The 26423-nt window shown below is 58.8% G+C and carries 31 protein-coding genes and 1 tRNA gene; 18 read left to right on the top strand and 14 right to left on the bottom strand.

Going from position 1 to position 26423, the window contains the following annotated elements:
- The first annotated feature begins 10 nt into the window (after nt 1-10).
- From AC061P_RS10960 to AC061P_RS10950, 3 genes are read left to right on the top strand one after another with little or no spacing between them, the layout of a single operon-like run.
- Complete coding sequence (locus tag AC061P_RS10960) at nt 11-826, top strand: COG4705 family protein (protein ID WP_449647315.1); 816 nt, start codon at nt 11-13, stop codon at nt 824-826.
- Between the two features lie 34 nt (nt 827-860).
- Nucleotides 861-1541: a response regulator transcription factor gene (locus AC061P_RS10955; RefSeq protein WP_449647314.1), complete on the top strand. Its 681-nt coding sequence runs from the start codon at nt 861-863 to the stop codon at nt 1539-1541.
- A complete protein-coding gene (locus tag AC061P_RS10950; protein ID WP_449647313.1) occupies nt 1538-2896 on the top strand; it encodes a sensor histidine kinase in 1359 nt (452 codons plus the stop codon). The genes AC061P_RS10955 and AC061P_RS10950 overlap by 4 nt, the downstream gene beginning before the upstream one ends.
- On the opposite strand, the gene AC061P_RS10945 is transcribed toward AC061P_RS10950, so the two are convergent.
- From AC061P_RS10945 to AC061P_RS10935, 3 genes are all read right to left on the bottom strand, one after another.
- Nucleotides 2893-3519, bottom strand: coding sequence for a YdeI/OmpD-associated family protein (locus AC061P_RS10945; protein ID WP_480391206.1), 627 nt, complete (start codon nt 3517-3519; stop codon nt 2893-2895). The two genes, AC061P_RS10950 and AC061P_RS10945, sit on opposite strands and share 4 nt — an antisense overlap.
- Before the next feature lie 37 nt (nt 3520-3556).
- Nucleotides 3557-4405 (bottom strand): DUF4097 family beta strand repeat-containing protein, encoded by an 849-nt coding sequence (locus AC061P_RS10940; RefSeq protein ID WP_480391205.1) that lies wholly within the window; start codon nt 4403-4405, stop codon nt 3557-3559.
- Between the two features lie 76 nt (nt 4406-4481).
- The gene (locus AC061P_RS10935; protein WP_449647310.1) at nt 4482-5006 is read right to left on the bottom strand and encodes a type II toxin-antitoxin system HicB family antitoxin; all 525 of its coding nucleotides are present in this window, start codon (nt 5004-5006) and stop codon (nt 4482-4484) included.
- Nucleotides 5007-5131: 125 nt separating this feature from the next.
- Here AC061P_RS10935 and AC061P_RS10930 point away from each other — a divergent pair, with 125 nt between their 5' ends.
- The 4 genes from AC061P_RS10930 (at nt 5132) to lipA (ending at nt 8147) form a co-directional block, all read left to right on the top strand.
- On the top strand, nt 5132-6172 hold the full coding sequence (locus AC061P_RS10930; protein ID WP_449647309.1) for a zinc-binding dehydrogenase: 1041 nt from the start codon (nt 5132-5134) through the stop codon (nt 6170-6172).
- A gap of 101 nt (nt 6173-6273) precedes the next feature.
- The gene (locus AC061P_RS10925; protein ID WP_449647308.1) at nt 6274-6411 is read left to right on the top strand and encodes a VOC family protein; all 138 of its coding nucleotides are present in this window, start codon (nt 6274-6276) and stop codon (nt 6409-6411) included.
- A 111-nt stretch (nt 6412-6522) separates the two neighbouring features.
- Entirely contained in the window at nt 6523-7161 is a 639-nt protein-coding gene (gene lipB / locus AC061P_RS10920) for a lipoyl(octanoyl) transferase LipB (protein WP_480391204.1), read from the top strand.
- On the top strand, nt 7158-8147 hold the full coding sequence (gene lipA, locus AC061P_RS10915; RefSeq protein ID WP_449647306.1) for a lipoyl synthase: 990 nt from the start codon (nt 7158-7160) through the stop codon (nt 8145-8147). Before lipB ends, lipA begins: the two co-directional genes overlap by 4 nt.
- 176 nt (nt 8148-8323) lie before the next feature.
- Here the strand turns inward: lipA and AC061P_RS10910 are convergent.
- Nucleotides 8324-8397, bottom strand: a tRNA-Thr gene (locus AC061P_RS10910).
- Nucleotides 8398-8421: 24 nt separating this feature from the next.
- Between AC061P_RS10910 and AC061P_RS10905 the strand changes: the two genes are divergently transcribed.
- Entirely contained in the window at nt 8422-9405 is a 984-nt protein-coding gene (locus tag AC061P_RS10905; RefSeq protein ID WP_480391203.1) for a DMT family transporter, read from the top strand.
- On the opposite strand, the gene msrB is transcribed toward AC061P_RS10905, so the two are convergent.
- A complete protein-coding gene (gene msrB, locus AC061P_RS10900; protein WP_480391202.1) occupies nt 9402-9800 on the bottom strand; it encodes a peptide-methionine (R)-S-oxide reductase MsrB in 399 nt (132 codons plus the stop codon). The genes AC061P_RS10905 and msrB overlap by 4 nt on opposite strands.
- 54 nt (nt 9801-9854) lie before the next feature.
- On the opposite strand from msrB, the gene AC061P_RS10895 reads away from it, so the two are divergent.
- Nucleotides 9855-10313 (top strand): GNAT family N-acetyltransferase, encoded by a 459-nt coding sequence (locus AC061P_RS10895; RefSeq protein ID WP_480391201.1) that lies wholly within the window; start codon nt 9855-9857, stop codon nt 10311-10313.
- The gene (locus AC061P_RS10890; protein ID WP_480391200.1) at nt 10313-11131 is read left to right on the top strand and encodes an HtaA domain-containing protein; all 819 of its coding nucleotides are present in this window, start codon (nt 10313-10315) and stop codon (nt 11129-11131) included. Before AC061P_RS10895 ends, AC061P_RS10890 begins: the two co-directional genes overlap by 1 nt.
- On the opposite strand, the gene AC061P_RS10885 is transcribed toward AC061P_RS10890, so the two are convergent.
- On the bottom strand, nt 11132-12145 hold the full coding sequence (locus AC061P_RS10885; RefSeq protein WP_480391199.1) for a heme/hemin ABC transporter substrate-binding protein: 1014 nt from the start codon (nt 12143-12145) through the stop codon (nt 11132-11134). It lies immediately after the preceding gene.
- 225 nt (nt 12146-12370) lie between these two features.
- On the opposite strand from AC061P_RS10885, the gene AC061P_RS10880 reads away from it, so the two are divergent.
- From AC061P_RS10880 to groL, 3 genes are all read left to right on the top strand, one after another.
- A complete protein-coding gene (locus tag AC061P_RS10880; RefSeq protein ID WP_449647300.1) occupies nt 12371-12670 on the top strand; it encodes a DUF3263 domain-containing protein in 300 nt (99 codons plus the stop codon).
- Nucleotides 12671-12673: 3 nt separating this feature from the next.
- Entirely contained in the window at nt 12674-13246 is a 573-nt protein-coding gene (locus tag AC061P_RS10875; RefSeq protein ID WP_449647299.1) for a LytR C-terminal domain-containing protein, read from the top strand.
- A gap of 244 nt (nt 13247-13490) precedes the next feature.
- Nucleotides 13491-15119 (top strand): chaperonin GroEL, encoded by a 1629-nt coding sequence (gene groL / locus AC061P_RS10870; protein WP_449647298.1) that lies wholly within the window; start codon nt 13491-13493, stop codon nt 15117-15119.
- Nucleotides 15120-15282: 163 nt separating this feature from the next.
- Here the strand turns inward: groL and AC061P_RS10865 are convergent, their stop codons facing one another.
- The 3 genes from AC061P_RS10865 to AC061P_RS10855 form a co-directional block, all read right to left on the bottom strand.
- Nucleotides 15283-15573, bottom strand: a complete 291-nt coding sequence (locus AC061P_RS10865; protein ID WP_343924626.1) for a WXG100 family type VII secretion target — start codon at nt 15571-15573, stop codon at nt 15283-15285.
- 38 nt (nt 15574-15611) lie between these two features.
- Nucleotides 15612-17342: a sensor histidine kinase gene (locus AC061P_RS10860; protein ID WP_480391198.1), complete on the bottom strand. Its 1731-nt coding sequence runs from the start codon at nt 17340-17342 to the stop codon at nt 15612-15614.
- Between the two features lie 92 nt (nt 17343-17434).
- The gene (locus AC061P_RS10855) at nt 17435-18127 is read right to left on the bottom strand and encodes a response regulator transcription factor (RefSeq protein WP_449647296.1); all 693 of its coding nucleotides are present in this window, start codon (nt 18125-18127) and stop codon (nt 17435-17437) included.
- Between the two features lie 140 nt (nt 18128-18267).
- Here AC061P_RS10855 and AC061P_RS10850 point away from each other — a divergent pair, with 140 nt between their 5' ends.
- Complete coding sequence (locus AC061P_RS10850; RefSeq protein WP_480391197.1) at nt 18268-18528, top strand: hypothetical protein; 261 nt, start codon at nt 18268-18270, stop codon at nt 18526-18528.
- 8 nt (nt 18529-18536) lie between these two features.
- Here AC061P_RS10850 and AC061P_RS10845 read toward each other — a convergent pair whose 3' ends face one another.
- The 3 genes from AC061P_RS10845 to AC061P_RS10835 are packed head-to-tail and all read right to left on the bottom strand — an operon-like array spanning nt 18537 to nt 22317.
- The gene (locus tag AC061P_RS10845; RefSeq protein ID WP_480391196.1) at nt 18537-20183 is read right to left on the bottom strand and encodes a DNA repair helicase XPB; all 1647 of its coding nucleotides are present in this window, start codon (nt 20181-20183) and stop codon (nt 18537-18539) included.
- Between the two features lie 24 nt (nt 20184-20207).
- Entirely contained in the window at nt 20208-22064 is a 1857-nt protein-coding gene (locus tag AC061P_RS10840) for a helicase-associated domain-containing protein (protein WP_480391195.1), read from the bottom strand.
- On the bottom strand, nt 22051-22317 hold the full coding sequence (locus tag AC061P_RS10835; RefSeq protein WP_449625716.1) for a hypothetical protein: 267 nt from the start codon (nt 22315-22317) through the stop codon (nt 22051-22053). Before AC061P_RS10835 ends, AC061P_RS10840 begins: the two co-directional genes overlap by 14 nt.
- Before the next feature lie 63 nt (nt 22318-22380).
- Between AC061P_RS10835 and AC061P_RS10830 the strand changes: the two genes are divergently transcribed.
- The gene (locus AC061P_RS10830) at nt 22381-22764 is read left to right on the top strand and encodes a cold-shock protein (RefSeq protein WP_219950420.1); all 384 of its coding nucleotides are present in this window, start codon (nt 22381-22383) and stop codon (nt 22762-22764) included.
- Entirely contained in the window at nt 22757-23410 is a 654-nt protein-coding gene (locus tag AC061P_RS10825) for a DUF3027 domain-containing protein (RefSeq protein ID WP_480391194.1), read from the top strand. Before AC061P_RS10830 ends, AC061P_RS10825 begins: the two co-directional genes overlap by 8 nt.
- Before the next feature lie 10 nt (nt 23411-23420).
- On the opposite strand, the gene AC061P_RS10820 is transcribed toward AC061P_RS10825, so the two are convergent.
- Together AC061P_RS10820 and serC are read right to left on the bottom strand one after the other, a co-directional pair.
- Nucleotides 23421-23666 (bottom strand): DUF2530 domain-containing protein, encoded by a 246-nt coding sequence (locus AC061P_RS10820; protein WP_480391193.1) that lies wholly within the window; start codon nt 23664-23666, stop codon nt 23421-23423.
- Nucleotides 23667-23675: 9 nt separating this feature from the next.
- On the bottom strand, nt 23676-24788 hold the full coding sequence (gene serC, locus AC061P_RS10815; RefSeq protein WP_480391192.1) for a phosphoserine transaminase: 1113 nt from the start codon (nt 24786-24788) through the stop codon (nt 23676-23678).
- A 40-nt stretch (nt 24789-24828) separates the two neighbouring features.
- Between serC and AC061P_RS10810 the strand changes: the two genes are divergently transcribed.
- On the top strand, nt 24829-25530 hold the full coding sequence (locus AC061P_RS10810; RefSeq protein ID WP_449647289.1) for an iron-dependent transcriptional repressor DtxR: 702 nt from the start codon (nt 24829-24831) through the stop codon (nt 25528-25530).
- Between the two features lie 335 nt (nt 25531-25865).
- Nucleotides 25866-26363 (top strand): HNH endonuclease, encoded by a 498-nt coding sequence (locus tag AC061P_RS10805; protein WP_449647288.1) that lies wholly within the window; start codon nt 25866-25868, stop codon nt 26361-26363.
- The last annotated feature ends 60 nt before the right edge of the window (nt 26364-26423 follow it).

Below are 26423 nucleotides of genomic sequence, written 5' to 3'. Positions count from 1 at the left end.
TCTAGGGCTCATGACTGAGACCCTTTCCCACCACACCCGCACCATCCTGTTGAACAGGGTGCCTGAGATCACGTTCGCCTTTTGGGTGATCAAAATTCTTTCGACCACGACTGGCGAAACTTTCGCCGACTATCTCAACGTTGATGTTGGGCTTGGCCTGACCTTTACCACCTGGATTATGGGGGCGTTGCTGGTTGCCGCTCTCATCGGGCAGTTCATGACGAAGCGCTACACCTCCGGGATTTACTGGACTGCAGTGGTGCTCATCAGCGTTGTCGGCACGCTCGTCACTGACACCCTCACTGATGTCTTCGGCGTTGAGCTTTGGGCGAGCACGCTGTTCTTCAGCGTCCTCCTCGCGGTGACTTTCGGAATCTGGTTTACACGGGAGCGCACGCTCTCCATCCACACCATCTTTACGCGCCGCCGTGAAGCGTTCTATTGGATAGCGATCCTGTTCACATTCGCACTGGGTACTGCCGCTGGCGACCTCATCACGGAAGGATTTGGGCTTGGCTACCTCGTTGGCGTGATCCTGTTCGCAGCACTCATCGGCGTGATCGTGATTGCCCGCTATGCCTTCAACGTGAATGTAGTGTTCTGCTTCTGGGCGGCGTACATCCTTACCCGCCCGCTTGGGGCGTCGATTGGTGACCTGTTGTCGCAGAGCCCGCAAGACGGCGGATTAGGCATTGGAACGACTGCGACGAGTGTCGCCTTCTTGGCGATCATCGTTGCGGTCGCGGCCTACCTCGGCGTGAAGATTGGTCGTCAGCGCCGCGAGGCCGAAGCTCTTTCTGCGCACGTCGTTACTGTGGCGGCATAGTTCCAACTATCCGATGCACCGTACTGTTGACCGCGTGGTCCCACGCATCCTGATTGTCGACGATGAGCCTGAACTTGCGGCGCTGCTGGCGCGCGGCCTTCAGTCGGAGGGTTACGCGGTCAACGTCGCCTCTAATGGCATCGAGGCGATCACATTGAGCCGTGACATCCGCTTCGACGCGGCTGTTCTCGACATCATGCTTCCGGGGATGTCGGGCTTTGAATTGTGTCGTCGGCTTCGCGAAGAAGCCACCGGTGTCGCCATTCTGTTGCTCACCGCACGGGATGCTCTTGACGATCGTGTGCGGGGCCTCGACTCTGGGGCGGATGACTACCTCACCAAGCCGTTTGAGTTCGCTGAACTGGCTGCCCGCTTGCGTGCTCTGCTGCGTCGCGATCAACTGGGATCGTCGCGACTCGACATCGGAGGCTTACGCATAGATTTCACGCGTCACGAGATTAACGCTGGAGGCGCTCCTCTGCGGTTGAGTCGCACTGAGTTTGACCTGCTGCGGCTCTTAGCCGTCAATCGCGACCGGGTGCTGTCTCGCGCTGAGATCATCGACGTGGTGTGGGGTTCCGCCGCCTACATCGACCCGAATATCGTTGACCAATACGTTCGCTATGTACGCAAGAAGTTGGATGCCGTGGAGTCGCCAGTCCGAATTGTCGCAATGCGGGGGCTAGGTTTTCAACTCAGCGAAGCCGTCTCGTGAATTTCTCGCGACTCACTATTCGCGCCCGGATCACGGGCGGAAGTTTGATAATTGCGATCCTTATTTCCCTAGTCGCTGGCATTGTCATTTTTGCCCAAGTGCATCGCATAGTCACCGATGGGCAGCAGCGAGTGCTCGACAATGTAGAAGCACCCTATCTGGTGGCGTTGGGGGAGGATCCCGCCGAAGACATCGACCCTCCCGGTGCTGACCAACTGGTCGCGATTGTGGCTCCCGGCGGAGAAACCGTGCTCGATACTTTGCCAAGCTCGCTCAGTGTGCTGCTCCCGTCAGTGCTCGAGGGCTCAAGCGAGACAACGCCGCTTACCATCGGAAGCGAATCTTTTTTGGTGCGCGTAAGTCCTGTCGAAACCACTTCGGGAACGTTCAGCGTCGTGAGTGCGACCCGCAATGATGCGCAAGCGAGCGTGCTCAATCAGGTGGCGCTGCTCCTCGTCGCGAGCATCGCGGGTATCAATATTGCGTTCGGAGCAGCCTCGTGGCTGATCGGATCCGCAGCGCTCGCACCAGTCGCACGTCTCCGACGCAGCGCGGCTGAACTCGTGCACTTACGTAGTGACGAGCTGCTGCCGGTTGGCCTGGCACAAGACGAGATATCCGAACTAGCCAACACCCTCAACGAGTTGATTGTCCAGTTGCGCGCTTCGGCCGAGCGCGAACGAAATATTGTGTCGGATGCGAGCCACGAGTTTCGAACACCACTTGCTATCGTTCACACCCAACTTGAACTGGCGCAGCGCGAGGCATCCTCGTTGCCTCAGATGCAGGCGGATGTAGCGGCAGCCCAACGCACTCTCGCGCGCCTGACTGCTCTCGCGACGTCAATGCTTGAGCTGTCTCGTATTGATGCTCAGGTTGTTCCGGGTAGTTCACATGTGGGGGCGCTTTCGGAGGAATTGGCGGATGCCGCTGACCGAGGTCGCGTGCGTGTGGCAGGGCGCAACATCCGAGTTGAATACGATGTCGAGGGCCTTGTTGATGCAGAACTGGTTTCGGTGAGTGTCGCCGACTTCGGGCGCGTGTGTGACAACCTCATCGGAAACTCGCTCGCGGCGATGGGAGAGGTGGGGCTGATTGAGATCTCTCTTGCCCGGAGTGCAGCCCACGTAGTGCTTCGAGTCAGCGACAACGCTGGAGGCATGGACGAAGTGTTTGTGTCGAACGCGTTCCACCGTTTTTCGCGCGCGGAAGAATCCCTGGGAGGCTCAGGCGCCGGGCTTGGGCTCTCGATTGTTGCGGGGATCGTTGCAGTGGCTGGGGGCGAGATACGTCTCAACAACCAGTCCGGTATCGGGCTCGCAGTCGAGGTCGTTCTGCCGACGCTATCGGCCTAGTTCGACTGCGGAGCAGAAGGTGAGTTTGGTGGTGATTTCCGTGGCTTGGGCTGCGCGTAGTGATGCTCGCCCCGAGCGCCCTTCTCGACAATGTCGCGGATGCGCGCGGCTCGCACAGCGGGTGTCTTGACCGCAGTCACGCGCGCGTAGATCTGAAAGCGCACGCTCCTCGTGAGGCTGGCGTGGAACTCCGCCGACGCGGGGTTAGCGTCGAGCGCAGCTTGCAGGTCTGGGGGAGTCATCATGTTCTTCTGGCTGTAGGCGGCATCCCAGCGTCCATCGGCTTTGGCCCGTTCGATCTCTGCGAGACCACCGGGGCGCATCTGGCCGGCATCAATGAGACGAGCGACGTGGTCGCGATTGATTTGCGACCAGGGGCTGTTCTTGCGGCGCGGAGTGAAAGCTTGCAGCGTGAAGTCGTCGTCGAGACGTGCGCTTTGGCCGTCGATCCAGCCGAAGCAGAGGGCAACATCGAGCGCTTCTGACCAGGTCATCCCTGTGGCTTTAGAGAGTTTCTTGCGCAACTTGAGCCGCACTCCGTCTGGCGAGGGCGCTCCTTCGAGAAAGGTCGTCCACTCAGCGATTGTCACATCGAGGATGGGCTTGTCGGCGAAGCTGACCATGGGTTGATGCTAGTAAAGGCCACTGACGTTCGGTCGACTACATCGTGGCCCGCCGAATCCGGATATCGCCAACCTGGGCTCGTGCGCGCACGGAGACCGACTGCTCGTAGTCTTCCGGCCCGCTGCCGGGCTCGAGCTCGTTATGCACTCGGCCTGTTTTGGAGACGAGGTCGAGCCACGCGGCGACGCCTTTCTCGATTCCGATTCGGATTTGCCCGAGGGAGCTGCTGGCATCGATGGTGCCGCTCGATACTTCGTCGAGGGTGATGCTGCCGTATGCCGTTTTTGCCGTTACGGAGGCGAGGGCTTTGTTGATCTCGAGATCGCCGTAGGAGAGTTTGGCTTCGAGGGCGCCACTGATTTCTCCCAGGCGGATGTTGCCGTGTGAGGCTTTGAGCGTGGCATCTCCGGTGATGGTTCCGATGCGCATCTGGCCGTTGTCGACGGTGAGTTCGGCATCACCTTCGACGGTTCCGATGGTGGTGCCGCCGTGGGACAAGCGAAGCCATAGGTCACCGGTGGTATCGAGGTTGACTGCGCCCATCGCGCTCTTGATGCGCGTTGCACCGAGGCGTCCGACGGTGTGCACGTCGCCGAGCGCGATTTCTCCAGTGAACCGCGAATCTACCGGCAACTCAACTTTCACATCTACGGACTCGCTTGGCCCAACGAGGCTGAATCGGGGGCGTGGAGTGGTGATAGTGACGCGGTTGTTGTCGAAGTCCACAGTGGTATTTTCTGCGGCCCGTCGATCGCTTTCTCTACCTGCATCGGTGGGAGTGATCGTCACGATGGTGTCTTCGCGCTCGCTTGCGACAATGTCGATGGTGCCGACTTTTGCGTTAATCGCGAGATCGATGGGGATCGGGGTGGTGAAGGTGGGCATGCTGGCGCCTTTCTGTGGGCGTGGTGGAGAGACCTCGCGGCTGCGCGGGGTTGATGGATGTGCTGGGGTGGGCGGCTTAGCGCACCCAGCCAGCGAAGGAGTCGCCTATTGCGGAGGGTCGTTGCGGCGTCTTCGGCCGCTGCGGTTGCCCGGGCGGCTGCGGTGGCGTCTGATGGATGGGTTGAGCGGCGGCCGCGATAGCGCGGACCAACCAGGTGTTGACGGAGACTCCGTCAATAGCAGCAGCTTCGTCTACTCGTGCTTTGAGGGCATCGGGGAGGCGAAGTGTGGTGCGTGAAGTGCTCGCGTCATCAAAGTCGATTGCGGCGGCGGTGATGCCGTGGTCATCGTCTTCGGTGGGCGCGTGGGCGACGACGAAGTCGACCTCGCGACCGCGCAGGCGAACGTCAACCGAGCTGGGGGCGAGATCGCGCGTGATTTCGCCGGCAGCGGCAGACAGTACGTCGAGCAGAACGAGCCGTGCAGCGGAGTCCAGCTTGGTGACGAGGCGTTCGGCGACGACGCGAGTTTCGTCGCTGCCGTTCTCTGCGGCATCCACGAGCTGACGCTGAAGGTCGTTAATGTACTGTCCCAGCTCCATAGCATCAGAGTGACACCACTATGGTGTCATGTCAATACTTTTTGGTGTCAAGAATCTCAGCTACTCCTCGTCGCTGAATAAACCCTGATTCGTTGCTGGGCGCGACTCGGGCGTTGAATAGACCCATGCGAGCTACTTATATTTATGGCGCGGGCGATGTCCGCGTAATCACCGCCCCCGACCCCAGGCTCATCGAGAGCACTGACGCCGTTGTGCGCATCACGCGCGCGTGCGTCTGCGGCAGTGACCTCCACCCCTTCCATTCCATGCCGGCGGATGTGGATGCTCTGCCGATCGGCCACGAATTCATCGGCGTTATCGAAGAAGTCGGTAAAGAAGTGGCTACTCTCTCGGTTGGCGACTTTGTCATCGCCCCATTCGCGTACTCCGATGGAACCTGCGAGTTCTGTCTCGAGGGGCTGCAGACCTCGTGCATCCACGGTGGCTACTGGGGCAACGGTGGAATCACGGGTGGCCAGGCTGAAGCAGTGCGCGTGCCCTACGCCGACGGCACTCTCGTGAAGGTGCCTGGCACCATTGATGAGTCGCAGTATGCCGGTCTCCTCACGCTCTCCGACGTCTACGCCACGGGGTGGCACGCCGCCTACAAGGCTCGCGTTTCGCCTGGTCAGACCGTCACAGTGATCGGCGATGGCGCGGTCGGTCTCCTCGCCGTTCTCTCGGCCAAGCAAATGGGGGCCGAGCGCATCATCCTCATGGGTCGCCACAAGGCACGCACCGATCTCGGCATCCAGTTTGGTGCGACGGATGTCGTGGCTGAGCGAGGCGAGGAGGGAATCGCTCAGGTGCGCGAACTCACTGGCGGCACAGGAAGCCACGCTGTACTCGAGGCTGTCGGCTTCATGCCCGCCTACAAGCAGGCCCTCGGCGTCGTTCGTGCTGGCGGAGTGATCAGTCGAGTGGGGGTTCCTCAGTATGAGGAAGCCCCCGTTGGCCGCCGCAGTCTCTTCGGCAAGAACGTCACTCTCACCGGTGGTGTTGCTCCCGCCCGCGCCTACATCGAACAACTGCTGCCCGCCGTGCTCGAAGGAACGGTGAACCCCGGCCTTGTCTTCGACCAGACCGTGAAGCTCGAACAGACCCCTGATGGCTACACCGCCATGGATGAGCGCACGGCCCTCAAAGTGATGGTCGATCCCACGTAGCTCTCACATCGGGTCGCCCTCTGGAGCTATCCTCTTCGCATGACCGCCAGGATCTCTAACATTTCCGTTCATGCTGAAAATCCGGATGCCCTCGCCGAGTTTTGGTCGAGGTCGAGTGCGCACGCCTCGTGTCTCTCGGTGCCTCAGTAGAGCAGGTACTCGAGGGAGCGTGGGGGCCGTTTAACGAATTCGCAATCATGATGAGAGACCCCGAAGGCAACGAGTTTTGCCTGCAATGAGGATGGCCGGGATGGCCGGGATGGCGGGCATGGCCGTGAGGCCGAAGCCTGGAACCGGGCGATGTGGATGGTTGCGTCCGAGTTCTGAACGTCGACGCCTATACTTCTGACGTGGTCGACTTTGTCGTCGCGGGGCTAAGCGCCAACTCCGTGCCGTATTTGACGGCCCTAGACCTGCAACGTGCCGTGCACGCCGCTGTTGTCTCGGGCCAGCGCACCGATACTCTCATTCTGCTTGAGCACCCGTCCGTGTATACGGCGGGCAAACGCACAGAGCTAAGTGAACGCCCCGATGACGGCACTCCCGTCATCGACACTGACCGTGGGGGCAAAATCACCTGGCACGGTCCCGGGCAACTGATCGGCTACCCGATCCTGCGATTGCCCGATCCGGTCGACGTCGTCGCCTATGTTCGACGGCTCGAAGGCTTTCTCATCGAGGTGCTCGCCGAACTCGGTGTTGCCGGGCATCAGGTGCAGCACCGCTCGGGGGTGTGGGTGACCACTGGCGCAATCGAAGACAAAATCGCTGCCATCGGAATCCGCGTTGCCGACGGAGTGACCATGCACGGATTTGCCCTGAACTGTTCAAATGAGTTCGATGCCTACGAACACATCGTCGCGTGCGGCATCCGCGATGCTGGCGTCACCTCGATCTCTCGAGAATTGGGGCGCACAGTGCAACCGGGAGACATCGTTGAGCTCATTCAAGCCAAGTTTTCTGACATGTGGGAGCTGGTGCAATCGTGAGCGCCGCACCGTCCGGCCGCAAGATGCTTCGCCTCGAAGTCCGCAACGCTGAGACTCCGATCGAGCGCAAGCCCGAGTGGATCAAAACGACAGCCAGAATGGGTCCCGAGTATCGGCAGCTTCAAGAACTGGTGAAAAGTGAAAACCTCCACACGGTCTGCCAAGAAGCAGCCTGCCCCAACATTTTCGAGTGCTGGGAAGACCGAGAGGCAACGTTCTTGATCGGCGGTGCACAGTGCACTCGGCGATGCGATTTTTGCCAGATCGACACGGGAAAACCCGCCGACTACGACACAGATGAACCTCGTCGCGTCGCCGAATCTGTCGTCGAAATGAAGCTTCGCTACGCAACTGTGACCGGGGTGGCTCGAGACGATCTCCCGGATGAGGGCGCGTGGCTGCACGCCGAGACCGTCCGACAGATCCATACCCGCGCTCCCGGAACTGGCGTAGAAATTCTCGCTACCGACTTTTCGGGAAATCCGGACTATCTCGGCGAAATCTTCTCGGCAAGCCCGGAAGTCTTTGCCCACAATGTAGAAACCGTGCCGCGGATCTTTAAGCGCATCCGCCCAGCATTTCGCTACGAACGATCGCTGGACGTTCTCACCCAAGCTCGTAATGCGGGAATGATTACCAAGTCAAACCTCATCTTGGGGATGGGCGAAGAGCGGGCCGAGATCAGTCAAGCCCTGCATGATCTTCATGACGCGGGCACCGACATCATCACCGTCACCCAATATTTGCGACCAACAGCTCGCCATTTGCCAGTAGCCCGCTGGGTGCGACCAGAAGAATTCATCGATATCAAGGCAGAAGCAGAAGATATCGGATTCCTCGGAGTGCTCGCCGGCCCGCTCGTGCGATCCTCGTACCGTGCCGGGAGGCTCTGGGCGCAGTCGATGAAGGCTAAGGGCCGTGAAATTCCCGAACATCTGCGATCTCTTGCCGATGCAGCAGCGGTATTCAAACAAGCAGTGTCGTAGAGCGCTGAGCGAATCCCGCCCTTCGCGTGCCCTGCCGCTGGCACTGTTCTCGTCGTAACCGCGAAATGGAGTCGCGGCGAAACAAGAGTTGCTACGAAACAAGAGTCGCCGTTAAACAGCGATGTCGAAGGCCGCTAGGGTTTAAATAACCCCGACGGCCTTCGACATCTTTGCTGGGCCTCCTGTCGGATTCGAACCGACGACCCCCGCTTTACAAGAGCGGTGCTCTAGCCAGCTGAGCTAAGGAGGCTTGGACCAACGTCCTATTTTAGACATGACTACACCTATGCTCCCAACCAATCCGCAAAGTCGGCGTCGTGCACTGGCCGGAATTTTCGCTGCAGTCGCTGCTGGCGCCCTCGTTTCAGCTCAAAGTCGCATCAATGGAGAACTTGCGGTTGAGCTTCACGACTCAACCCTCGCAGCCCTGATTTCTTTTGGATCGGGCCTCATCATCCTCACGCTCATCGTGCCGTTCGTGCCAACCGCCCGCGCTGGATTTCGCACCCTCCGTACCGAAGTTTCCAGCAAAAGACTGCCCTGGTGGTACCTCACCGGTGGTGCGTTTGGAGCATTCTTCGTCCTGACTCAGGGCCTCGCGGCGACCGCCCTCGGCGTTGCGCTCTTCACTGTTGCGGTCGTGGCTAGCCAAACAATTAGTTCCGCCGTCATCGACCGAGTGGGGATCGGCAGCCTACAAAAGAGACCAGTCACCGCATTGCGAGTCGCGGCATCCGCCCTCGCAGTTGGTGCCGTAATTTTTTCTGGGCTCTCTGATTTGCGACTCGACGGACCCTTCTTGCTCGTGTTTCTGCCGCTTGTTGCCGGATTCGGCATCGGCTGGCAACAAGCCATCAACGGTCATGTGCGTCACGTGACCCGTTCGCCACTCACCGCCACCTACGTCAACTTTGTCGTCGGAACATCAACCCTCGCTATCGCGACAATCACGTTCGGATTCTTTGGTGGGTGGCAACACGAGTTTCCGACCGACCCAACGCTCTACATCGGGGGAGCAATCGGCGTGATCTTCATTGCCGTCGCTGCAGTGCTCGTACCTATCACCGGGGTCCTGTTCTTCGCACTCGGATCCATCGCGGGGCAGTTGATGGGCGCACTAGCACTAGAAATCTTCGTGCCAACAGACAGCGATGGGGTGGCACCGACCACCGTAATCGGTGTGGTGCTCACCCTCATCGCCGTAGCGATCGCTTCACTTTCGAGTCAGCGACCGCCAAAAAAGAAGCTGTCTAGCTAGTTGTCTTCTTCGAATTCCAGTGAGCTCGAGTTCAAGCAGAAACGGTCACCCGTTGGGGTTTGGTGCGCGTCATCAAAGAGATGACCCAAGTGTGAACCACAGGTTGCGCACACAACCTCGGTGCGAACCATGCCCAAGGAGCGATCTTCGCGCAGTTCAACAGCATCCGGGTTGATCGCCTCATAGAAACTGGGCCACCCTGAACCGGAGTCAAACTTGGTGCCACTCTTAAAGAGTTCAGCGCTGCAGGCGCCACAGCGGTAGGTGCCCTCACGCTTTTCGTCAAGAAGAGCACCAGACCATGGACGATCAGTGCCGGCTTCACGCAACACCGAGTACTTGAGGCCGAGCTCTTCGCGCCACTCTTCTTCTGTCTTATTCACCTTGTAGGTCATGGTGGTCTCCTTAGTTCGTCAGCTTTCGCTGCCCAGTACATTAAACTCGTGGTTGTGCCTAATGATTCCGTGATCGCCAAGTCTTGGGGCGAATTAACAACAACCGAGCTCTACTCGATCATGAAACTGCGCACAGACGTGTTTTTTGTTGAGCAAAAAGTCGACGAAGAAGAACTCGACAACCGCGACCAAGAAGACGCAACGGCTCATTACTGGATCGCCGACGACCACGGTGTCGCTGCCTACATCCGTGTTCTCTACAACGAGACCGCAGAATACCTAGATGGCCACCGCGTCATTGGGCGTGTTGTTGTACGCGAAGATCGTCGTGGTGAAGGCTTAGCGCAGATCATCATGAAGCGGATCATTGGCGACTTCAGCGGCGAAGCAATGCTGCTCCACGCCCAGGAATACATCGTGCCGCTCTACGCCAAATTTGGTTTCGAATCATTCGGTGAGCTCTATGAAGAAGCCACCATCATGCATCAATCGATGTACCGCACAGCCCAGTAATGCGTGGCCTCAACGTCTGCGTTCTCGGCCCCGCAGCGCTCATTATCACTGCCGTCGCTATTGCCATTACCCCCATGACAAGCAACGCCACAGAATTGGATGCGCCAGATACCCGCACCGGCACACGGTCGGCGACAACTGACGTGAACCTCGCCGCCGACGACTCCACCTGCCAAATATCGGATGCCGCCATCACCTGGGGTGTCAAAGAGTCGCTTCGGTCGTACATCAGCGGCACCATCGCGAACGGCGAATGGGCGGTGAGCGACGGTGCCACCTATGACACCCCCAACTTTGGTTGGAGCGAAGGTGCAGGCCAACTCGACGCGGGCCGTGGCACCCTCGTCTTTGACGGCACCCTGCGATTCACCGGCCACGACGGAATTCTCGACACCACGCTCGACGCGCTCGAACTGCAGTTCGACGGCACCACCAGCGCAAAGCTCGTCTTCGACGTTAGTGGAACCACTCAAGACGGGACGCCCGTCGACCAGTCCGGCGTGGAATTCGCAACCATTGACACATCCACCGTCGCAGTCGATAACGGCACCGCACAATTATCCGCCGCATCCGTGACGCTCACAGAGGCAGGGTCTGCCGCGTTCGGCACCTACCCCGCTGGTGAAAAACTCGACCCCATCACGGTTACGTTTAGCGCGACGACCAACTGCATGCCAACGCCCCAAGCGAGCGTCACCCCGCGAGAACGGAACACCGTCGTGGCATTGGCGGTCGTCGCTGCCGCGGCAGCTGCAGGCATCGTCTTTTTCGTCACCCGGTGGCGCGGAACCAAACGTTCGCCGCGCCAACGCCCCTAACTACGAACCAGAGCCAGGTGCATAAATGGCACGCGCGAGCGCATCAAGCACCATGACCGTGCGTGGGCCGAAGCTCAAAATCTCGCCATCATCCATCTCGACAAAGCGCTGATTTTTGCCAGCCTCCGTCAGCGCGACCGCCGGGCGAGCCTCAAGTAAGCCGCTTACGCCGCCAACACTGTCGAGGCCATTGGTCATCACCAGAATGAGATCCGGATTCGCCGCAACCATCGCCTCATCCGTCATCGGACGCATACCTTCGAGACCGATCTCGGCAGCAACATCCACCCCGCCAAGAGCATTGATCAAGACATCTGAACCAGACTCCTGACCAAACAGGTAATAAACACCTGACGTTCCCCGCAAATAAAGAAACACCATGCGCAAGCGATCACCGCGCGGAACAATGCCCGCGATCTCCGTAATCTTCGCCTGAATTTCCGCAGCCAACTGCTCACCGAGCGCCACTCCCGCAGCCGGAACCCCCAACGTGGCTGCAGTTTGACGCGCCAACTCAGCAACCCCATTCACCGAGGGATCAGTCTCCACAAACACCACAGCAATGCCAGCATCCCGCAACTGCAACACCACATCGATCGGACCAATCGAACCATCCGTCACAATCAGATCTGGGCGCATCGCCAAAATCGCTTCGCTATTGACCGTATGGGCACTCGACGTGATTACCGGCAACGCAGCAGCCTCATCAAACGTCGTAGAAATATCGCGCGCCACCAAAGAATCAAGCAAACCCAAACCGGCAACCGTCGCCGCAATCGACCCCGAAATATCCATCGCAATAACGCGGTCGGCCGACGAAACCGTCACCGAGACATCACCACTCAGATCATGTGACATCACGGTCGTCGGCAAGGACTGCTCCGGCGCAGAATCAGGAGCAGAAATACCCGCCGTCGGAAGAGCCGCGCGCACCAACCCGCTGTAATCCTTCGCATCATCCAACACTGTCAACTGAGACAAAGGAGAACTCGCATCAGCAGTGACCGTAACCATCGGCTGCTCCGCAACCGTCGAGATCGAACAACCGCTCACCACAAGCGCAACACAAGACACCACCACAGCAGTGGCGAAAAGTCGTAAGCGCATGAAGACCAATCGGAGACATCGGGTACTAAGGACATCCTAACCTCGACCGCCCCTGATTGACCGAGCAAGCCGCGTCGTTAGGCAATCCCAAAGGTTGCGCGCCCTAGAATTGCCACAATATTGGAGGTCGTCATGTCAGAACCCGAAACAACAACACACGCCTCCAACGGGCTACCCGAAAATGCGACCCAGATTCTCGACTTCGAACGCGAATGGACCCGCCACGTCGGGGCAAAAGAAGAAGCCATCAGCAGCCTGTTCCACGTATCAAGCGCGCGCTACTATCAAATGCTCAACGCCGTAATCGACGCACCAGCAGCCGTCACCTACGACCCCATGCTCGTCTCGCGACTACGACGCAACCGAGACAACCGGATGCGCAACCGCACAGTGCGCACAACACACCACCACAACGAAGAATTGACAGACTAATCAATGGCTAGTTACCCGAAAGATCGATTCGACGAACAGCCCGACGACATCGAACGCGTAGGCGCACACCGCGGACCCAAACGACGCGGAGGCGGCTGGATCGGGCTCGCCTGGGCCCTACTCGCAACCGGAATCCTCGTCTTCGGCGGCCTCTTCGCCCTCAGTCAATACCTCGACGACGACCTCGGAATCCCCCTCTTCGCCTCACCAGAAGAACCCGCAGCCACCCCAGAACCCATAGAAACAGTCGAACCCCTCACCGACCCCACAACCATCGACCCCGCACGAGCACTCACCATCGACATCCTCAACGGAACCCCCGAAACCGGAGTACAAACCAGCCTCCTCGACGAACTCACCGCCGTCGGCTGGCCCATGGGCAGCGCCGCACCAGCCTCCCAACGCGACATCGAAGACACCTACGTCTACTACAGCAACCCCGACGACGAAGACGTAGCCGCCGGCCTCATCAACGCCCTCGGAATCGGCGAAATACGACTCATCGAAGCCGACGTCTTCCCCGCAGCACAACTCACCATCGTGCTCGGAACCGACTACCTCACCGCCGGACAATAAGCAGCCAACCCCCACACCACACGACCACACCCGGAACACGCGCACTCGCCCCTGTCGAGTGCGCTGGGCTGTCTTGCACTCGCCCCTGTCGAGTGCGCTGGGCTGTCTTGCACTCGCCCCTGTCGAGTGCGCTGGGCTGTCTTGCACTCGCCCCTGTCGAGTGCTAATTTTGACCTTGGCACTCGCATAGTTCGAGTGCCAACTTATTCGCTTGTACGACGTCCGGGAGGGACGAGAAACACACATGGCAAAGATCATTGCTTTTAACGAAGAGGCCCGTCGCGGCCTTGAGCGCGGCCTGAACATTCTCGCTGACGCCGTAAAGGTCACACTCGGCCCGCGCGGTCGCAACGTTGTTCTCGAGAAGAAGTGGGGCGCTCCCACCATCACGAACGACGGTGTATCCATCGCCAAGGAGATCGAGCTCGACGACCCGTTCGAGAAGATCGGTGCTGAGCTCGTCAAAGAGGTAGCAAAGAAGACGGATGACGTTGCCGGAGACGGTACGACTACTTCTGTTGTTCTTGCACAGGCACTCGTACGCGAAGGCCTCCGCAACGTTGCTGCGGGTGCAGACCCCATCAGCCTCAAGCGCGGAATCGAAAAGGCCACCAACTCGGTCATTGAGGCACTCATTGCGAGCGCCAAGGAGATCGAAACCAAGGAAGAGATCGCGGCTACCGCATCAATTTCTGCTGGTGACCCCGAGATCGGTGCACTTATCGCTGAGGCGATCGACAAGGTCGGCAAGGAAGGTGTTGTCACCGTTGAGGAGTCGAACACGTTCGGCACCGAGCTTGAGCTCACCGAAGGTATGCGCTTCGACAAGGGATTCCTGTCGGCATACTTCGTCACTGACCAGGAGCGCCAGGAAGCGGTCTTCGAAGACCCCTACGTTCTTATCGTCAACGGCAAGATCTCGAACATCAAGGATCTGCTCCCCATCGTCGACAAGGTAATCCAGAGCGGCAAGCAGTTGCTCATCATTGCTGAAGACGTTGACGGAGAAGCCCTCGCAACTCTCGTTGTGAACAAGATCCGCGGCATCTTCAAGTCGGTTGCCGTCAAGGCTCCCGGTTTTGGTGACCGTCGCAAGGCTCAGCTCGCTGACATTGCAATCCTCACCGGTGGACAGGTCATCTCAGAAGAGGTTGGCCTCAAGCTCGAGAACGCAACGCTCGAACTCCTCGGTCGCGCCCGCAAGGTCGTTATCACCAAGGACGAGACCACGATCATCGAAGGTGCGGGTGACGAAGAGGCAATCGCAGGTCGCGTCAAGCAGATCCGTGCCGAGATCGACAACACCGACAGCGACTACGACCGTGAGAAGCTCCAGGAGCGTCTCGCCAAGCTCGCCGGTGGCGTTGCAGTAATCAAGGCAGGTGCCGCAACTGAGGTTGAACTCAAGGAGCGCAAGCACCGCATTGAGGACGCAGTCCGTAACGCAAAGGCAGCTGTTGAAGAGGGAATCGTCGCCGGTGGTGGCGTTGCCCTGATTCAGGCTGGCAAGATCGCGTTCGACAGCCAGGCAATGGCTGACTTGGTCGGCGACGAAGCAACCGGAGCGAACATCGTTCGCGTTGCTATTGACGCACCGCTCAAGCAGATCGCACTCAACGCAGGCATGGAGCCAGGTGTTGTTGCTGACAAGGTCCGCAACCTCCCCATTGGTCACGGCCTCAACGCGGCAACCGGCGAATACGTCGACATGCTCGCTGCAGGTATCAACGACCCGGTAAAGGTAACCCGCTCGGCTCTGCTCAACGCATCGTCGATCGCTGGACTCTTCCTTACGACTGAAGCTGTTGTTGCTGACAAGCCAGAGAAGAACCCCGCTCCGATGGGCGACCCGTCAGGTGGCATGGACTTCTAAGTCCCGCCGCTAAACGTAGTCCCACCGCAGTAAACAGAATGGGCGTCTCCTTCGGGAGGCGCCCATTCTGGCGTTAACGGCCGCAACCCAGCCGCAACTCGCCCGCACAGGGGCGTCAGCGCGGCCGAGCGGGCTTCTTCAGTGTCCTTTAGGCCCTCACGCGCTAGCGTGCAAAGAGGCGAGCATTAGCTGCCTCGATCTCCGCATACTGCTGGCCAGCCTGAGTGAGCGCGTGATTGATCGCAGCGAGGTTCTCTTCAACGCGCTGCTGAGTTGCCTTCCAATCAGTAACGACGGTCGAGAAGGCAGTCGCTGCCTGCCCGGTCCAGGAACCCTGAAGGTTGGTGAGTTGGCCGTGCAGTCCAGAAACTTCGGCCTGAATTCTGCTGATGGAGTTCTGTACCGCTCCAGTCGCGCTGAGAACGGCATCGCTATCTACTTGGTATCGAGTCATGGCTCAACGGTAGATTTCGGTACCGGTGCTCGCGCAGCCTAATCCTCTTCGGTTGCCTCAGGCGCGTCAGGTTCGCTGGGGAGGAGAGGAAGTTCAACGCGGAAGGTTGCGCCGCCTCCGGGGGTCTCAAGCGCTTGCACGGTGCCTTTGTGGGCGTGCACGATTGCCGAGACGATGGCGAGGCCAAGGCCGCTGCCACCAGTGTCACGGTTTCGTGAGCTGTCGGCGCGCCAGAACCGTTCAAAAACTTTGTCGCGAATCTGTTCGGGAATGCCCTCGCCGTGGTCGATGACGGAAAGCACCGCGAGCTGTCGTTCGCGGTCAACCCCGACACCGATCTCGACGGGAGTATCGGGAGAAGCGAAACGCAGGGCGTTGGTCACAAGGTTGGTGAGCACTTGGCGAATCTTGTTTTCTTCAGCCATGACAACGGCGTGAAGATCCTTCGCTGGCGGTGCAGAGATTTGGGTGATTCGAGCCGCAGCTTTGGCCACCGCAACTGATTTTTTGCGTGAGGCAAGGCGGGAGAGCCGAGCGCCGGCAGCGGCGATGGGACCTGTTGCCAGTGCGGCAACCCCGCGCGGTGGCGTACTCGGTTGCGGGTGGGAACTCTCCGGCAACGTAATCGCCTTGGTTGCGGTGTCGGCGTCAGCGGCAGAATCCGGGTCTGGCTTAACCACGGGGTGAGCGCTAATGGTGGGGTGAGTGTTGATGACATTCACGACACGGCCAGCGGAGGCACGAGCATCCATTGCAGCGTCGTTTGCGAGCGGCAAAAGATCGACCTCGGTGAGTTGCAGCGGCTTGGTTTCATCGATGCGGGCCAACTCGAGCAGGTCTTCTACGAGCCCACCCATGCGGATGGCTTCCTTTTCGATGCGTTCCATTGCCTGCAGAACATCGTCGGGCTTGGTAATCGCGCCCATGCGGTACAGCTCCGCATAGCCGCGCACCGTCACAAGGGGAGTGCGCAGTTCATGGCTGGCGTCGCCGACAAAGCGGCGCATCTGGTCAATGGTGCGCGCGCGATCAGCAAAGGCACGATCGATTCGTCCAAGCATCGAGTTGAGGGAACGATTGAGCCGCCCCACTTCAGTATTGGGAGTCGCGCCGGATAGTCGTTGGTCGAAGTCTCCGTCGGCAAAACGGGCAGCGGTCGCTTCCACTTCGCGCAGAGGGGAAAACGTGGAGGTAACAAGGAGACGTGTCAGGGCGCCACCGACAATCACCACTGTGAGTCCGAAGAACAGAAAGATCGCGGCATAGCGGGCGACGATGGCGTTTGAGTCGCCCAAATCTCGGGCGATCACGATGGTCACAAAATCGATGCCGATAGTGCTGGCAGCGGGGTAGGCAATGACTCGCCACTGCCCTCCGATAGAGGTGCTTGGCAGGGTAAATGCCGAAGTTTGCTGGCTGGCAACAGCAATCGTGAGACCCTCAAGCACGGGGCGGGCGGCATCCTCTTCACGACTGTTGCAGCGCATGCTGCCGTCATGATTGAGCACTGCAAAGTAGAGATCGTTTGGCAGTCGAGAGACACTGCACTGGGGGTCGCGTGCTGTTCCGGTGTACTGGATGCGGCCATCAAGTCCGTCGGCTGCTGCGCTAATTTTTTCGTCAGTTTGCTGCAGCAGGTAGTCGCGTAATACGGCGGCAGTGCCGACGCCGGCGACGAGGAGCCCCATGGTCAACAGAAGCACCGTCACTCCGGTGACTTTCGTGCGAAGCGAGATGCGGCTCCACGCGTCTGGGATGTTCTCCTGCATGATTGTGAACGCTACCTCGCGTGGCTGGGAATCGGGAAACAGTTATGGCCAGCTCGACAACGTTTTCGTGTCGAACCGGCCACCTGACTAGGTCAGACCTTTGCAGCCTTCAGCATGTAACCAAAGCCACGCTTCGTCTGGATGAGCGGCTCTTCGGTGTGAATGTCGAGCTTGCGACGGAGGTAGGAAATGTAGCTCTCAACAATGCCGGCGTCGCCGTTGAAGTCGTATTCCCAGACGTGGTCGAGAATTTGAGCCTTCGAGAGCACGCGGTTGGGGTTCAGCATGAGATAGCGCAACAGCTTGAACTCGGTGGGGCTGAGTTCGATCTGCTCGCTGCCGATGCTTACTTCGTGGGTGTCCTGGTCCATGGTGAGGTCACCGGCACGGATGATGGTCTCTTCATCGTCTGCCATGGTGCGGCGAAGAATTGCTTTGATGCGGGCAACGATCTCGTCGAGACTGAATGGCTTGGTGACATAGTCATCGCCACCGACGGTGAGGCCGGTGATCTTGTCTTCTGTGTCATCTTTTGCCGTGAGAAAGAGGATAGGGGAGGTGTACCCAGAGGCGCGCAAGCGCTTAGTTACCCCGAACCCGTTCATATCGGGCAACATCACGTCGAGGATGATGAGGTCGGGTTCTTCTTCAAGAACCGCCGAGATCGTTTGTGCCCCGCTCCCTACCGCACGCACCGCAAATCCTGCGAAGCGCAGGCTCGTAGTGAGTAGGTCGCGAATGTTGGGTTCGTCGTCAACAATCAGAATCTTGGGTCCGTCAGCCATGCCCTTAGTATCTGCGTGTTTCCTGAACGTTGGCTGATGAGCATAGGCGTGTCGGCGCGTTGTTCACTCAAACTTTCCTTGAGTATTAATTAATTTTAAGCATAGGGTGGGCATACGGGATTTCAGGTGAGGGGAGACGCGTGATGACACGACTAGTTCGGTGCACACTAATCGCATTTGGTGTTGGGGCATTGTCGTTTCTCGCAACCGCGTTCATCGCAAATTATGCGCACTCGAACAGCACCGGGTGGGGAAGCGTTGACGGGATGACCCCGATGTGGCCCGTGAGCGTCGGCCTAGCGGCCATGTCCCTTATGGCACTGAGTGTTGTGGCGTTGCTCCTCTGTGCTGGCGTTGGGCTCATCCGCGAATTGCTCACGACTCGCCAAGCAAAAGCCTGAAACGTGGCTTACGTCAGGTCGGCGGCATCCAGAATCGTGTAGCTGTAACCCTGCTCGGCGAGGAACCGCTGGCGGTTCTGCGCGAAGTCCTGGTCGACAGTGTCGCGCGCAACGAGCGTGTAGAAGTTGGCGGGCAGGCCACTCTCCTTGGGGCGCAAGAGGCGGCCAAGGCGCTGGGCTTCTTCTTGCCGGGAGCCAAAGGAGCCACTGACTTGGATGGCAACAGTCGCTTCGGGTAGATCAACAGAGAAGTTGGCGACTTTGGAGACGACCAATATCTTCGTGATGCCTTCGCGAAATTCTTGGTAGAGGCGTTCACGTTCCACAACGGACGTAGCGCCGGTCAGTTGGGGCGCATTCAGCTGTTCGGCGAGATCGTCAATCTGATCGAGGTATTGCCCGATCACGAGAATGCGTTCGCCGGCGTGCTTCTTTACCAGCGCCCGCACAACCTCGGTCTTTGCTGGGGCCGTTGCAGCAAGTCGGTATCGCTCGTCGTCAGCGGATGCCGCATATTCGAGACGCTGGTTCTCCGGAAGATCTACGCGAACCTCGAAGCAACTAGCGGGAGAGATGAAGCCTTGAGCCTCGATCTCTTTCCACGGCGCATCAAAGCGCTTGGGGCCGATGAGGGAGAACACGTCACCTTCGCGACCGTCTTCGCGAACAAGAGTGGCGGTGAGGCCGAGGCGGCGTCGTGCCTGCAGGTCGGCCGTCAGCTTGAAGACGGGGGCGGGAAGCAAATGGACCTCGTCATAAATGACAAGACCCCAGTCGAGAGCATCCAACAGCGCAAGGTGGGCATACTCACCCTTACGCTTCGCGGTGAGAATTTGGTAAGTCGCAATCGTCACAGGCAAAATCTCTTTCACCTGGCCCGAATACTCACCAACTTCCTCTTCCGTGAGAGTCGTTCGCTTCAAAATTTCGGCACGCCACTGTCGCGCCGAAACCGTATTTGTGACCAAAATCAGGGTTGTGGTCTTGCTTTGGGCCATGGCGCCCAAACCCACGAGCGTTTTGCCGGCACCACAGGGCAAGACAACAACGCCAGAACCGTGGTGGAAGAAATTGTCGATGGCGTGCTGCTGGTACTCGCGCAGGCCCCAGCCCGCAGCATCCAACTCCATCTCGTGGGGAGTGCCGGGCGTGTAACCAGCGTGGTCTTCTGCTGGCCAGCCCAACTTCAAAAGTTCTTGCTTGAGCTGACCACGAGCCCACGGCTGCACGACAAAAGTGTGCTCGCCGCGACGCTCGAACAAGAGACTCGCAACCTTTTTGCCGCGCGTAATTTCGCGCAAAACAGCGGGATCAATTGCCGTCAGAGTGAGAGCGCCGTCATCGTCGCGGTTGATGACCAGACGACCATAGCGCCCAACAGTCTCAGCGATATCAACGCTGACACTCTGCGGAATCGGAAACTTCGAATACTTCTCGAGGGTCTCCAACATGGCATCAGCATCATGGCCAGCGGCGCGCGCATTCCAGAGCCCCAATCGCGTAATGCGATAGGTATGGATGTGTTCTGGCGCGCGCTCTAGCTCAGCAAAGACAGCCAAATCGTGACGTGCGTCTTCTGCAAGAGGGTGCGCTACCTCAAGCAAAACCGTGCGGTCAGACTGCACGATGAGAGGTCCGTCGGGTGCTGTGTTCATCCGACCTAGCCTACGCCCGCAAGCTTAGCGTTCGGTCGTTGCCTCAACCCCGATGATGCTCGACAGCGGCAGGGTGCGCTCGATGTCTGCCCCACGGTCGAGACCGCGCATGCGCCCCGCTGCCACCGTTGACGGTTCGAGGGTATACACAACCTCTCGACCGTCCGGCATTTTCACTGTGACCTTGAGCAACAGCTTGTTGCGAATAGCGACCTCGATCTGTCGAGACAGCCAGGCCTGATCCTCATCGCCCGTAGCGCCACCTTGGCCGTTGCGAAGCTTCGCCAACAATTGCTGCGGCTGCGGATCCTGAGCTTCTGCCTCGTTCACATCGCTCACCTGATCACGCCGAAGCGACAAAATCTTGCCAGTGCTGTCTTCTGCCGCGACCGGATACCGGGCGTCGCTGAGAGCCCAAAACAGCTGCTCGACACCAAAACGCGAGACCAAACGGTCGGCCTCATGTCGCAACCCAAACAGACCAAAGTTGGGGTCAACAGCGATCGACTGCAGCAACAACCTGTCTGGTGAGGTGACGTAGCTGCCGACAGACCCGTGAACACCAACCCGAACCAGCCCATGCCGTGACGCTGCCTCAGCGAGCAAGTATTCGACCGGTTGCGGAACACCGGTCAACGAAATCTCGGCCAAGAATTCGCGCATTCCTTCGAGCGTTTCGCCCAGAGTCATCGCGTGATGAAGGCTCGACGGGGAAATCCGATACGTGGATGCCAAAGCTCGAGTTTCGACATCGGCAATAGTGCGCAAGCGCGCATCAAGCTGCGGCGCAAGGGGCCCCGGCGAAATAACAGTGAGATCGGGCTGCACATACACGTGGTGCACTTCGTTCGGAAACAGTACAGCCATCGCGGCTGCAGCATCGGCCGGGGTTTGAGTGAGAAGCGCAATGCCTGCCGTGCTCGGGAGCCTCTCCGCCGTCACGCCAAGTAATTGTGCATCACGGCTGTAGCGCCGCACTTTTTCGAGCATCCACTCCACGCCGGCAGGAAACAACCAGCGAACATACGCTTCGACTCCGTCACCCCAGAAGCTGTGAGTGCGGTCGGCCAAGATGGTGCGGATCTCCTTTGGCACACCCTGATGCCACGCTTCAGCAAGCTGTAGCCAGCGCTGATCTGCCGAGCGCGACATCCACTCGGTGGCGTTAGCGGTGGGCATCCATTGAGCGTTGGTTGTTGCGACCAGACCGGCACGCTCGGCAATATCGACTAGCCCGGCAACTTTCTCAAGCGGCACAGACATTGATACGGCGAGGCGCTTTGAGTCAGGCAGCGATACTCCGCCGCGGGCAAGATCACGCACAGGAGAACTGCGAAGCTGGTTGAGAAGCTCGGTTACCTCATTAGTGGTGGAGAACGCGTTCTCGGCCGCAATGCGATCGAGGGAGGCACGCTCAGACGGTTCAACAGAAGTGAGCGTCGACGGGGGAGCTGTATCGAGCAACTCGCCAGTAGAAGGCAGATCATCGAACGGCCACCCAGCGAGATGGTCGATAACGCCGTCTGGGGCGCTGTAGCGACCGCCCCGGAAAATTAGCAACGCATGCTCAACTAGGCGATCCAAGCGTGACTGCACAGCAACGGGGTCGGTGCCGAAGCTGCCGAGGGCAGCCGCAACATCTTCCGCCGTCAGCGAAGTCGTATCGGCAATAACCGCGATTGTCGCCAAGGTTGGGCGGTCAAGAGTGCGAAGAACCCGCTCTAGTGACGTCGTCTGCTGCAGGGCATCCGCGAGGTCAAAGAAGTCGCTGACAGAGTTGCTGCGAACAACGCGCGAGCGCAGCAAGTGAAGGAGTTGACTATCGTCTAGTGCGCGCAGTTGAGCAGCGAGCAGAAGAGCAGCGTCGCTAATTGTGGCCATTCCTATATTCGCGTTGGCGGCGGCGCCCATTCAGCACCAGGAGGGTGATGATGAAAACCACGCCCAACGGGAGAGCAAAGTAGGGCATAGTGATGACTGCGGGCCACGCACCTGTGTCGAAATCGCTGAGACCAGCTGCGGTGGCAACAACTACGGCGACAAAGCTAATCACGGCGAGTGCGATCGAGATGGCGACGAGGTAGGCGAGCACACGCTCGATACGAAGGTCGCGTTCAGTTGAATGATTTGTCACGTTGACAAGGATACGCGCCCGTTTACGTTCTAAGCTTGAGTCACGATACGAAGGAGCATGCCCATGCCCACCGGCAAGGTTAAGTTTTACGATGACGAGAAGGGTTTTGGCTTCATCATGAGTGATGAAGGCCAAGAGGTCTTCTTGCATGCCTCTGCGCTGCCTGCGGGCACGACAGGGGTAAAGGCGGGTACGCGCCTCGAGTTCGGCATTGCTGACGGCAAGAAGGGTGCTCAGGCGCTCTCCGTGCGCGTCATGGATGCTCCTGCGAGCATGAGCAAGCTCAATCGCAAACCAGCCGATGATATGGCCGTGATCATTGAAGATTTGGTCAAGCTCATGGACGGCATCGGTTCTGGTCTCAAGCGGGGTCGTTACCCAGACAAGGCGCACGGCGCCAAAATTGCTTCAATGCTGCGAAAGGTAGCGGACGAACTAGATGCCTAATAGCCAGTACGAAAAGCTTGCTCGAGGGGCACTCCTCGAGATCACTAACGATGCGTCGATTGGTGCACTCGTCGGTGAGCAGGTCGAAAGCGAAGGCACCGTCTCGGTGATCTTTGCCTCGGCCATGCCAGGCTATCCGGGCTGGAATTGGACCGTCAGCATCGCCCACGTAGAGGGCGCTGAGCCAACGGTTCTCGAAGCAGAGCTCATGCCGGCCGAAGGCGCACTGCTTTCGCCAGACTGGGTTCCGTGGTCTGAACGACTTGCTGACTACAAGGCTGCGCAAGCAGCAACGGATGCCGCAGGTGCAGAGAAGGCGGAGTCGGACGAAGTCGTCGGTGACGACGACCTTGACGACGACGAAGACGAAGACGACGATTTTGACTCCGCCGTCTTACACGGTGGCGATCTAGATGGTGTCGATATCGACGATGTGGCTGACGACGAAGACGACGACGATTACGACACTGGTGCATTTCGTGGCGGAGACCACGACGGCGTGAGCGTCGACGACCTCGACGATTCGAGCGATGATGACGACGACGAATCGGACGATGATGACGACGACGACGATTCGGATGATGACGAAGAGTCTGACGACGACGACGCCCTCGATGACGACGACGATCTAGACGATGACGAGTAGCACTTCGCGCCTAGCGTGAACCCTTGCCACGCCTGACGTGCGTGTAGACGAGTCCGATTAGCCCAAGCACGAGTCCTGCGACCGCTGTCCACAACCACCACAGGTTACCGGCAGCATTCAATGGCTCGATAAAGAGCAACAAAACGGCAAGAGCAATGGCCCACGCGACAATGCCAACGAGCATCGCCTTGCGGTCGTCAGTCTCGACCGGCTGGGGGTCGGGCCGTCGTTCCGAATCTTTGAGCCAGATGCGCACGGTTTCAGGCTAGTGGCTATTGGCGATCACAAAGTCGATCGATGAGACCAACTTGCGTACGTCATCCGGTTCGATCGCAACGAAGGTGGCAACGCGCAGCTGGTTGCGACCGAGTTTGCGATACGGGTTGGTGTCAACAATGCCGTTGGCTCGCAGCGTCTTGTCGATTGCCGAAGCATCGATGGCATCATCGAAATCGATCGTGACAACAACCTGCGAGCGGTGCTCCGGGTTGATGACGAAGGGTGTGGCAACGTCGCTTGCCGAAGCCCAGTCATACAGAACTGACGAGGATTCACGGGTGCGAGCATCTGCCCATGCAAGGCCGCCGTTGCCGTTGATCCAATCGATCTGGTTCTCGAGAAGTAGCAAAGTACTGAGTGCCGGGGTGTTCAGCGTCTGGTTGAGGCGTGAATTGTCGACCGCATTCTTGATCGACAAGAACTCGGGAATGTAGCGACCCGAAGCAGCGATACGCTCGACGCGTTCGATCGCAGCGGGCGAGAAGAGGGCAAACCACAGCCCGCCGTCCGACGCAAAGTTTTTTTGCGGTGCGAAGTAATAGACATCAGCCTGACTGGCATCAAACTGGATGCCGCCTGCAGCACTCGTGGCATCAACAACGGTGAGCACGCTGCTGTCATCAAAGCGGCGAACAGGAGCCATAACGCCGGTTGAGGTCTCGTTGTGGGGATACGCGAACACATCGGCGCCATTGATTTCGTCGAGTTCAGCGAACGACCCGCCCGGGGCGTTCACGACATGAGGCGATTCGAGGTGGGGTGCTGCGGCCGCTTTCGCAAACTTTGACCCGAACTCTCCGAAGGAAAGGTGGGCGCTGCGACGTTCGATGAGGGCGAAGGCTGCGGCATCCCAGAAGGCGGTCGAGCCACCATTTCCGAGGACAACTTCGTAGCCGTCAGGAATCTGGAACAGGTCGCCAAGCCCCGCACGTACGCGGCCGACGAGGTCGCGAACGGGTGCCTGACGGTGAGAGGTGCCGAGGATTGTGTGGGCGGCTGACGCAAGATATTCGATCTGTTCTGGGCGCACCTTGGATGGGCCGCATCCGAATCGTCCATCGGCGGGAAGGAGGTCATTGGGAATCGTCAGGCTTGCCATGCGTCCGATTCTATTGGCCCATTCGGGCTAGTCTTATTTCATGACCGATCTCGTTGACACCACCGAGATGTACCTGCGCACGATTCTTGACCTTGAAGAAGAGAACATCGTTCCGTTGCGGGCACGCATCTCTGAACGGCTCGGCCACTCTGGGCCAACCGTTTCGCAAACTATCGGCCGCATGGAACGTGACGGCCTTGTCGTTGTTGAAGGCGACCGTCACCTCGAATTTACTGCGGAAGGCCGCCGCCGTGCCACGCACGTGATGCGCAAGCACCGTCTCGCTGAGCGACTGCTCGCTGACGTTATTGGGCTCGATTGGGCTCTGGTTCACGATGAGGCGTGCCGCTGGGAACATGTGATGAGCGAGCAGGTTGAGCGCAAGCTCATCGAAATGCTTGATCACCCCACTGAGTCGCCCTACGGCAATCCGATCCCCGGCCTTGAAGAGTTGGGTGGCGTCGCTGCTCCCTCTTTCAGTGCGGGAATGGTGAACATCGTTGATTTGGTTGCGGAGACAACTGCACCAGTTTCGGGGCTCATCCGTCGACTCGGGGAGCCTGTGCAGTTCGAACCAGAACTGTTGCAGCAATTGTTCAATGCCGGCGTGATGCCAGGCAAGACGGCAACGTTCTCTGCCGCCGACTCCTATGTTGCGGTCACCGTCGAAGGATTTGGTGAGGGGCTCGAACTGCCAAACGAGGTTGCCGTTCATATTTTCGTTGAGAAGCCGCGCGTCTAGTTCTCTGAATCTCGTGTTTACCAAGACGTAACCGTCTTGTCATTCTGTGCGGCGCGCCTCCGTGCAAAAGGTGCCAAAAATTGGGTTAGCCTGTAGCTCTTGGAGTTCACGAATGAACCGGAGAATCGCATGTTGAGTAGGTGCAGCGTCCAAACCGTGGACGCGCGTGCCCACTTCTACATACGACACAGCAGTATTGTGCGCGGCAGTTTTCGCGCGCTGAATCACTAGGCATCGTCTTTCGACGGTGCCTTTTTGTTTTCTGCCTCCCATTCGCTGAGCCTCAAGGAAGTCGATTGCCTGCAAGCCGTGCAGGCTCTTTCGAGAGGATGACAATGCGTACTTTGGTATTGAACGCCGGCTACGAGCCGCTTGCGGTCGTGTCTTTCAAGCGAGCGATTGTGCTCGTGTTGAATCAGAAGGCGACGATCATTGCTGCCGATTCGGAGCATCCGGTGTGGGGTTCAAGCGGATCATGGGATCGCCCGTCGGTGATCATCCTGCGAAATTATGTGCGCATTCCTTCTGCGAGAAGACTGCCAGTGTCCCGTCGGGGAGTTTTGCGCCGAGATGGCCACCGCTGTGGCTATTGCGGCGGCTCGGCGAACACCATTGACCACATAATGCCGCGGTCGCGAGGGGGCGAAGACTCGTGGGAAAACTTGGTGGCGTGTTGCCTGCGCTGCAATAACATCAAGAGCAATCGCACCCCTGCTGAGATGAAGTGGCGCCTGCTGATTAAGCCGCGCCCACCACACACGAGCGCGTGGCTTGTGAGGGGAATTGAAAGGGCACTCCCAGATTGGGAAGAATATTTGGCTCCAGCCGCATAACTGTTATGCTGTTGTGATTATTCCCGTAGCCCGAGACTTTCCCTAGATCTGTCTCGATTT

Source organism: Rhodoglobus sp. G.S.4 (assembly GCF_056619605.1).
The sequence above is the reverse complement of the archived record's forward strand: the minus strand, read 5'-3'. Positions and strand labels throughout refer to the sequence as shown.

Excerpts from the sequence above, each read along its gene's own strand:
- AC061P_RS10945 (WP_480391206.1), bottom strand. The coding sequence starts at position 3,519 with ATGGTCAGCTTCGCCGACAAGCCCATCCTCGATGTGACAATCGCTGAG.
- AC061P_RS10845 (WP_480391196.1), bottom strand. The coding sequence starts at position 20,183 with ATGAACACAGCACCCGACGGACCTCTCATCGTGCAGTCTGACCGCACG.
- AC061P_RS10855 (WP_449647296.1), bottom strand. The coding sequence starts at position 18,127 with ATGGCTGACGGACCCAAGATTCTGATTGTTGACGACGAACCCAACATT.
- AC061P_RS10830 (WP_219950420.1), top strand. The coding sequence starts at position 22,381 with ATGCCCACCGGCAAGGTTAAGTTTTACGATGACGAGAAGGGTTTTGGC.
- AC061P_RS10930 (WP_449647309.1), top strand. The coding sequence starts at position 5,132 with ATGCGAGCTACTTATATTTATGGCGCGGGCGATGTCCGCGTAATCACC.
- AC061P_RS10960 (WP_449647315.1), top strand. The coding sequence starts at position 11 with ATGACTGAGACCCTTTCCCACCACACCCGCACCATCCTGTTGAACAGG.
- AC061P_RS10890 (WP_480391200.1), top strand. The coding sequence starts at position 10,313 with ATGCGTGGCCTCAACGTCTGCGTTCTCGGCCCCGCAGCGCTCATTATC.
- AC061P_RS10825 (WP_480391194.1), top strand. The coding sequence starts at position 22,757 with ATGCCTAATAGCCAGTACGAAAAGCTTGCTCGAGGGGCACTCCTCGAG.
- msrB (WP_480391202.1), bottom strand. The coding sequence starts at position 9,800 with ATGACCTACAAGGTGAATAAGACAGAAGAAGAGTGGCGCGAAGAGCTC.
- AC061P_RS10865 (WP_343924626.1), bottom strand. The coding sequence starts at position 15,573 with ATGACTCGATACCAAGTAGATAGCGATGCCGTTCTCAGCGCGACTGGA.
- AC061P_RS10905 (WP_480391203.1), top strand. The coding sequence starts at position 8,422 with ATGACTACACCTATGCTCCCAACCAATCCGCAAAGTCGGCGTCGTGCA.
- AC061P_RS10860 (WP_480391198.1), bottom strand. The coding sequence starts at position 17,342 with ATGCAGGAGAACATCCCAGACGCGTGGAGCCGCATCTCGCTTCGCACG.
- groL (WP_449647298.1), top strand. The coding sequence starts at position 13,491 with ATGGCAAAGATCATTGCTTTTAACGAAGAGGCCCGTCGCGGCCTTGAG.
- serC (WP_480391192.1), bottom strand. The coding sequence starts at position 24,788 with ATGGCAAGCCTGACGATTCCCAATGACCTCCTTCCCGCCGATGGACGA.
- AC061P_RS10885 (WP_480391199.1), bottom strand. The coding sequence starts at position 12,145 with ATGGTTACGGTCACTGCTGATGCGAGTTCTCCTTTGTCTCAGTTGACA.
- AC061P_RS10840 (WP_480391195.1), bottom strand. The coding sequence starts at position 22,064 with ATGGCCACAATTAGCGACGCTGCTCTTCTGCTCGCTGCTCAACTGCGC.
- AC061P_RS10935 (WP_449647310.1), bottom strand. The coding sequence starts at position 5,006 with ATGGAGCTGGGACAGTACATTAACGACCTTCAGCGTCAGCTCGTGGAT.
- AC061P_RS10940 (WP_480391205.1), bottom strand. The coding sequence starts at position 4,405 with ATGCCCACCTTCACCACCCCGATCCCCATCGATCTCGCGATTAACGCA.
- AC061P_RS10805 (WP_449647288.1), top strand. The coding sequence starts at position 25,866 with ATGCGTACTTTGGTATTGAACGCCGGCTACGAGCCGCTTGCGGTCGTG.
- AC061P_RS10880 (WP_449647300.1), top strand. The coding sequence starts at position 12,371 with ATGTCAGAACCCGAAACAACAACACACGCCTCCAACGGGCTACCCGAA.
- AC061P_RS10810 (WP_449647289.1), top strand. The coding sequence starts at position 24,829 with ATGACCGATCTCGTTGACACCACCGAGATGTACCTGCGCACGATTCTT.
- AC061P_RS10875 (WP_449647299.1), top strand. The coding sequence starts at position 12,674 with ATGGCTAGTTACCCGAAAGATCGATTCGACGAACAGCCCGACGACATC.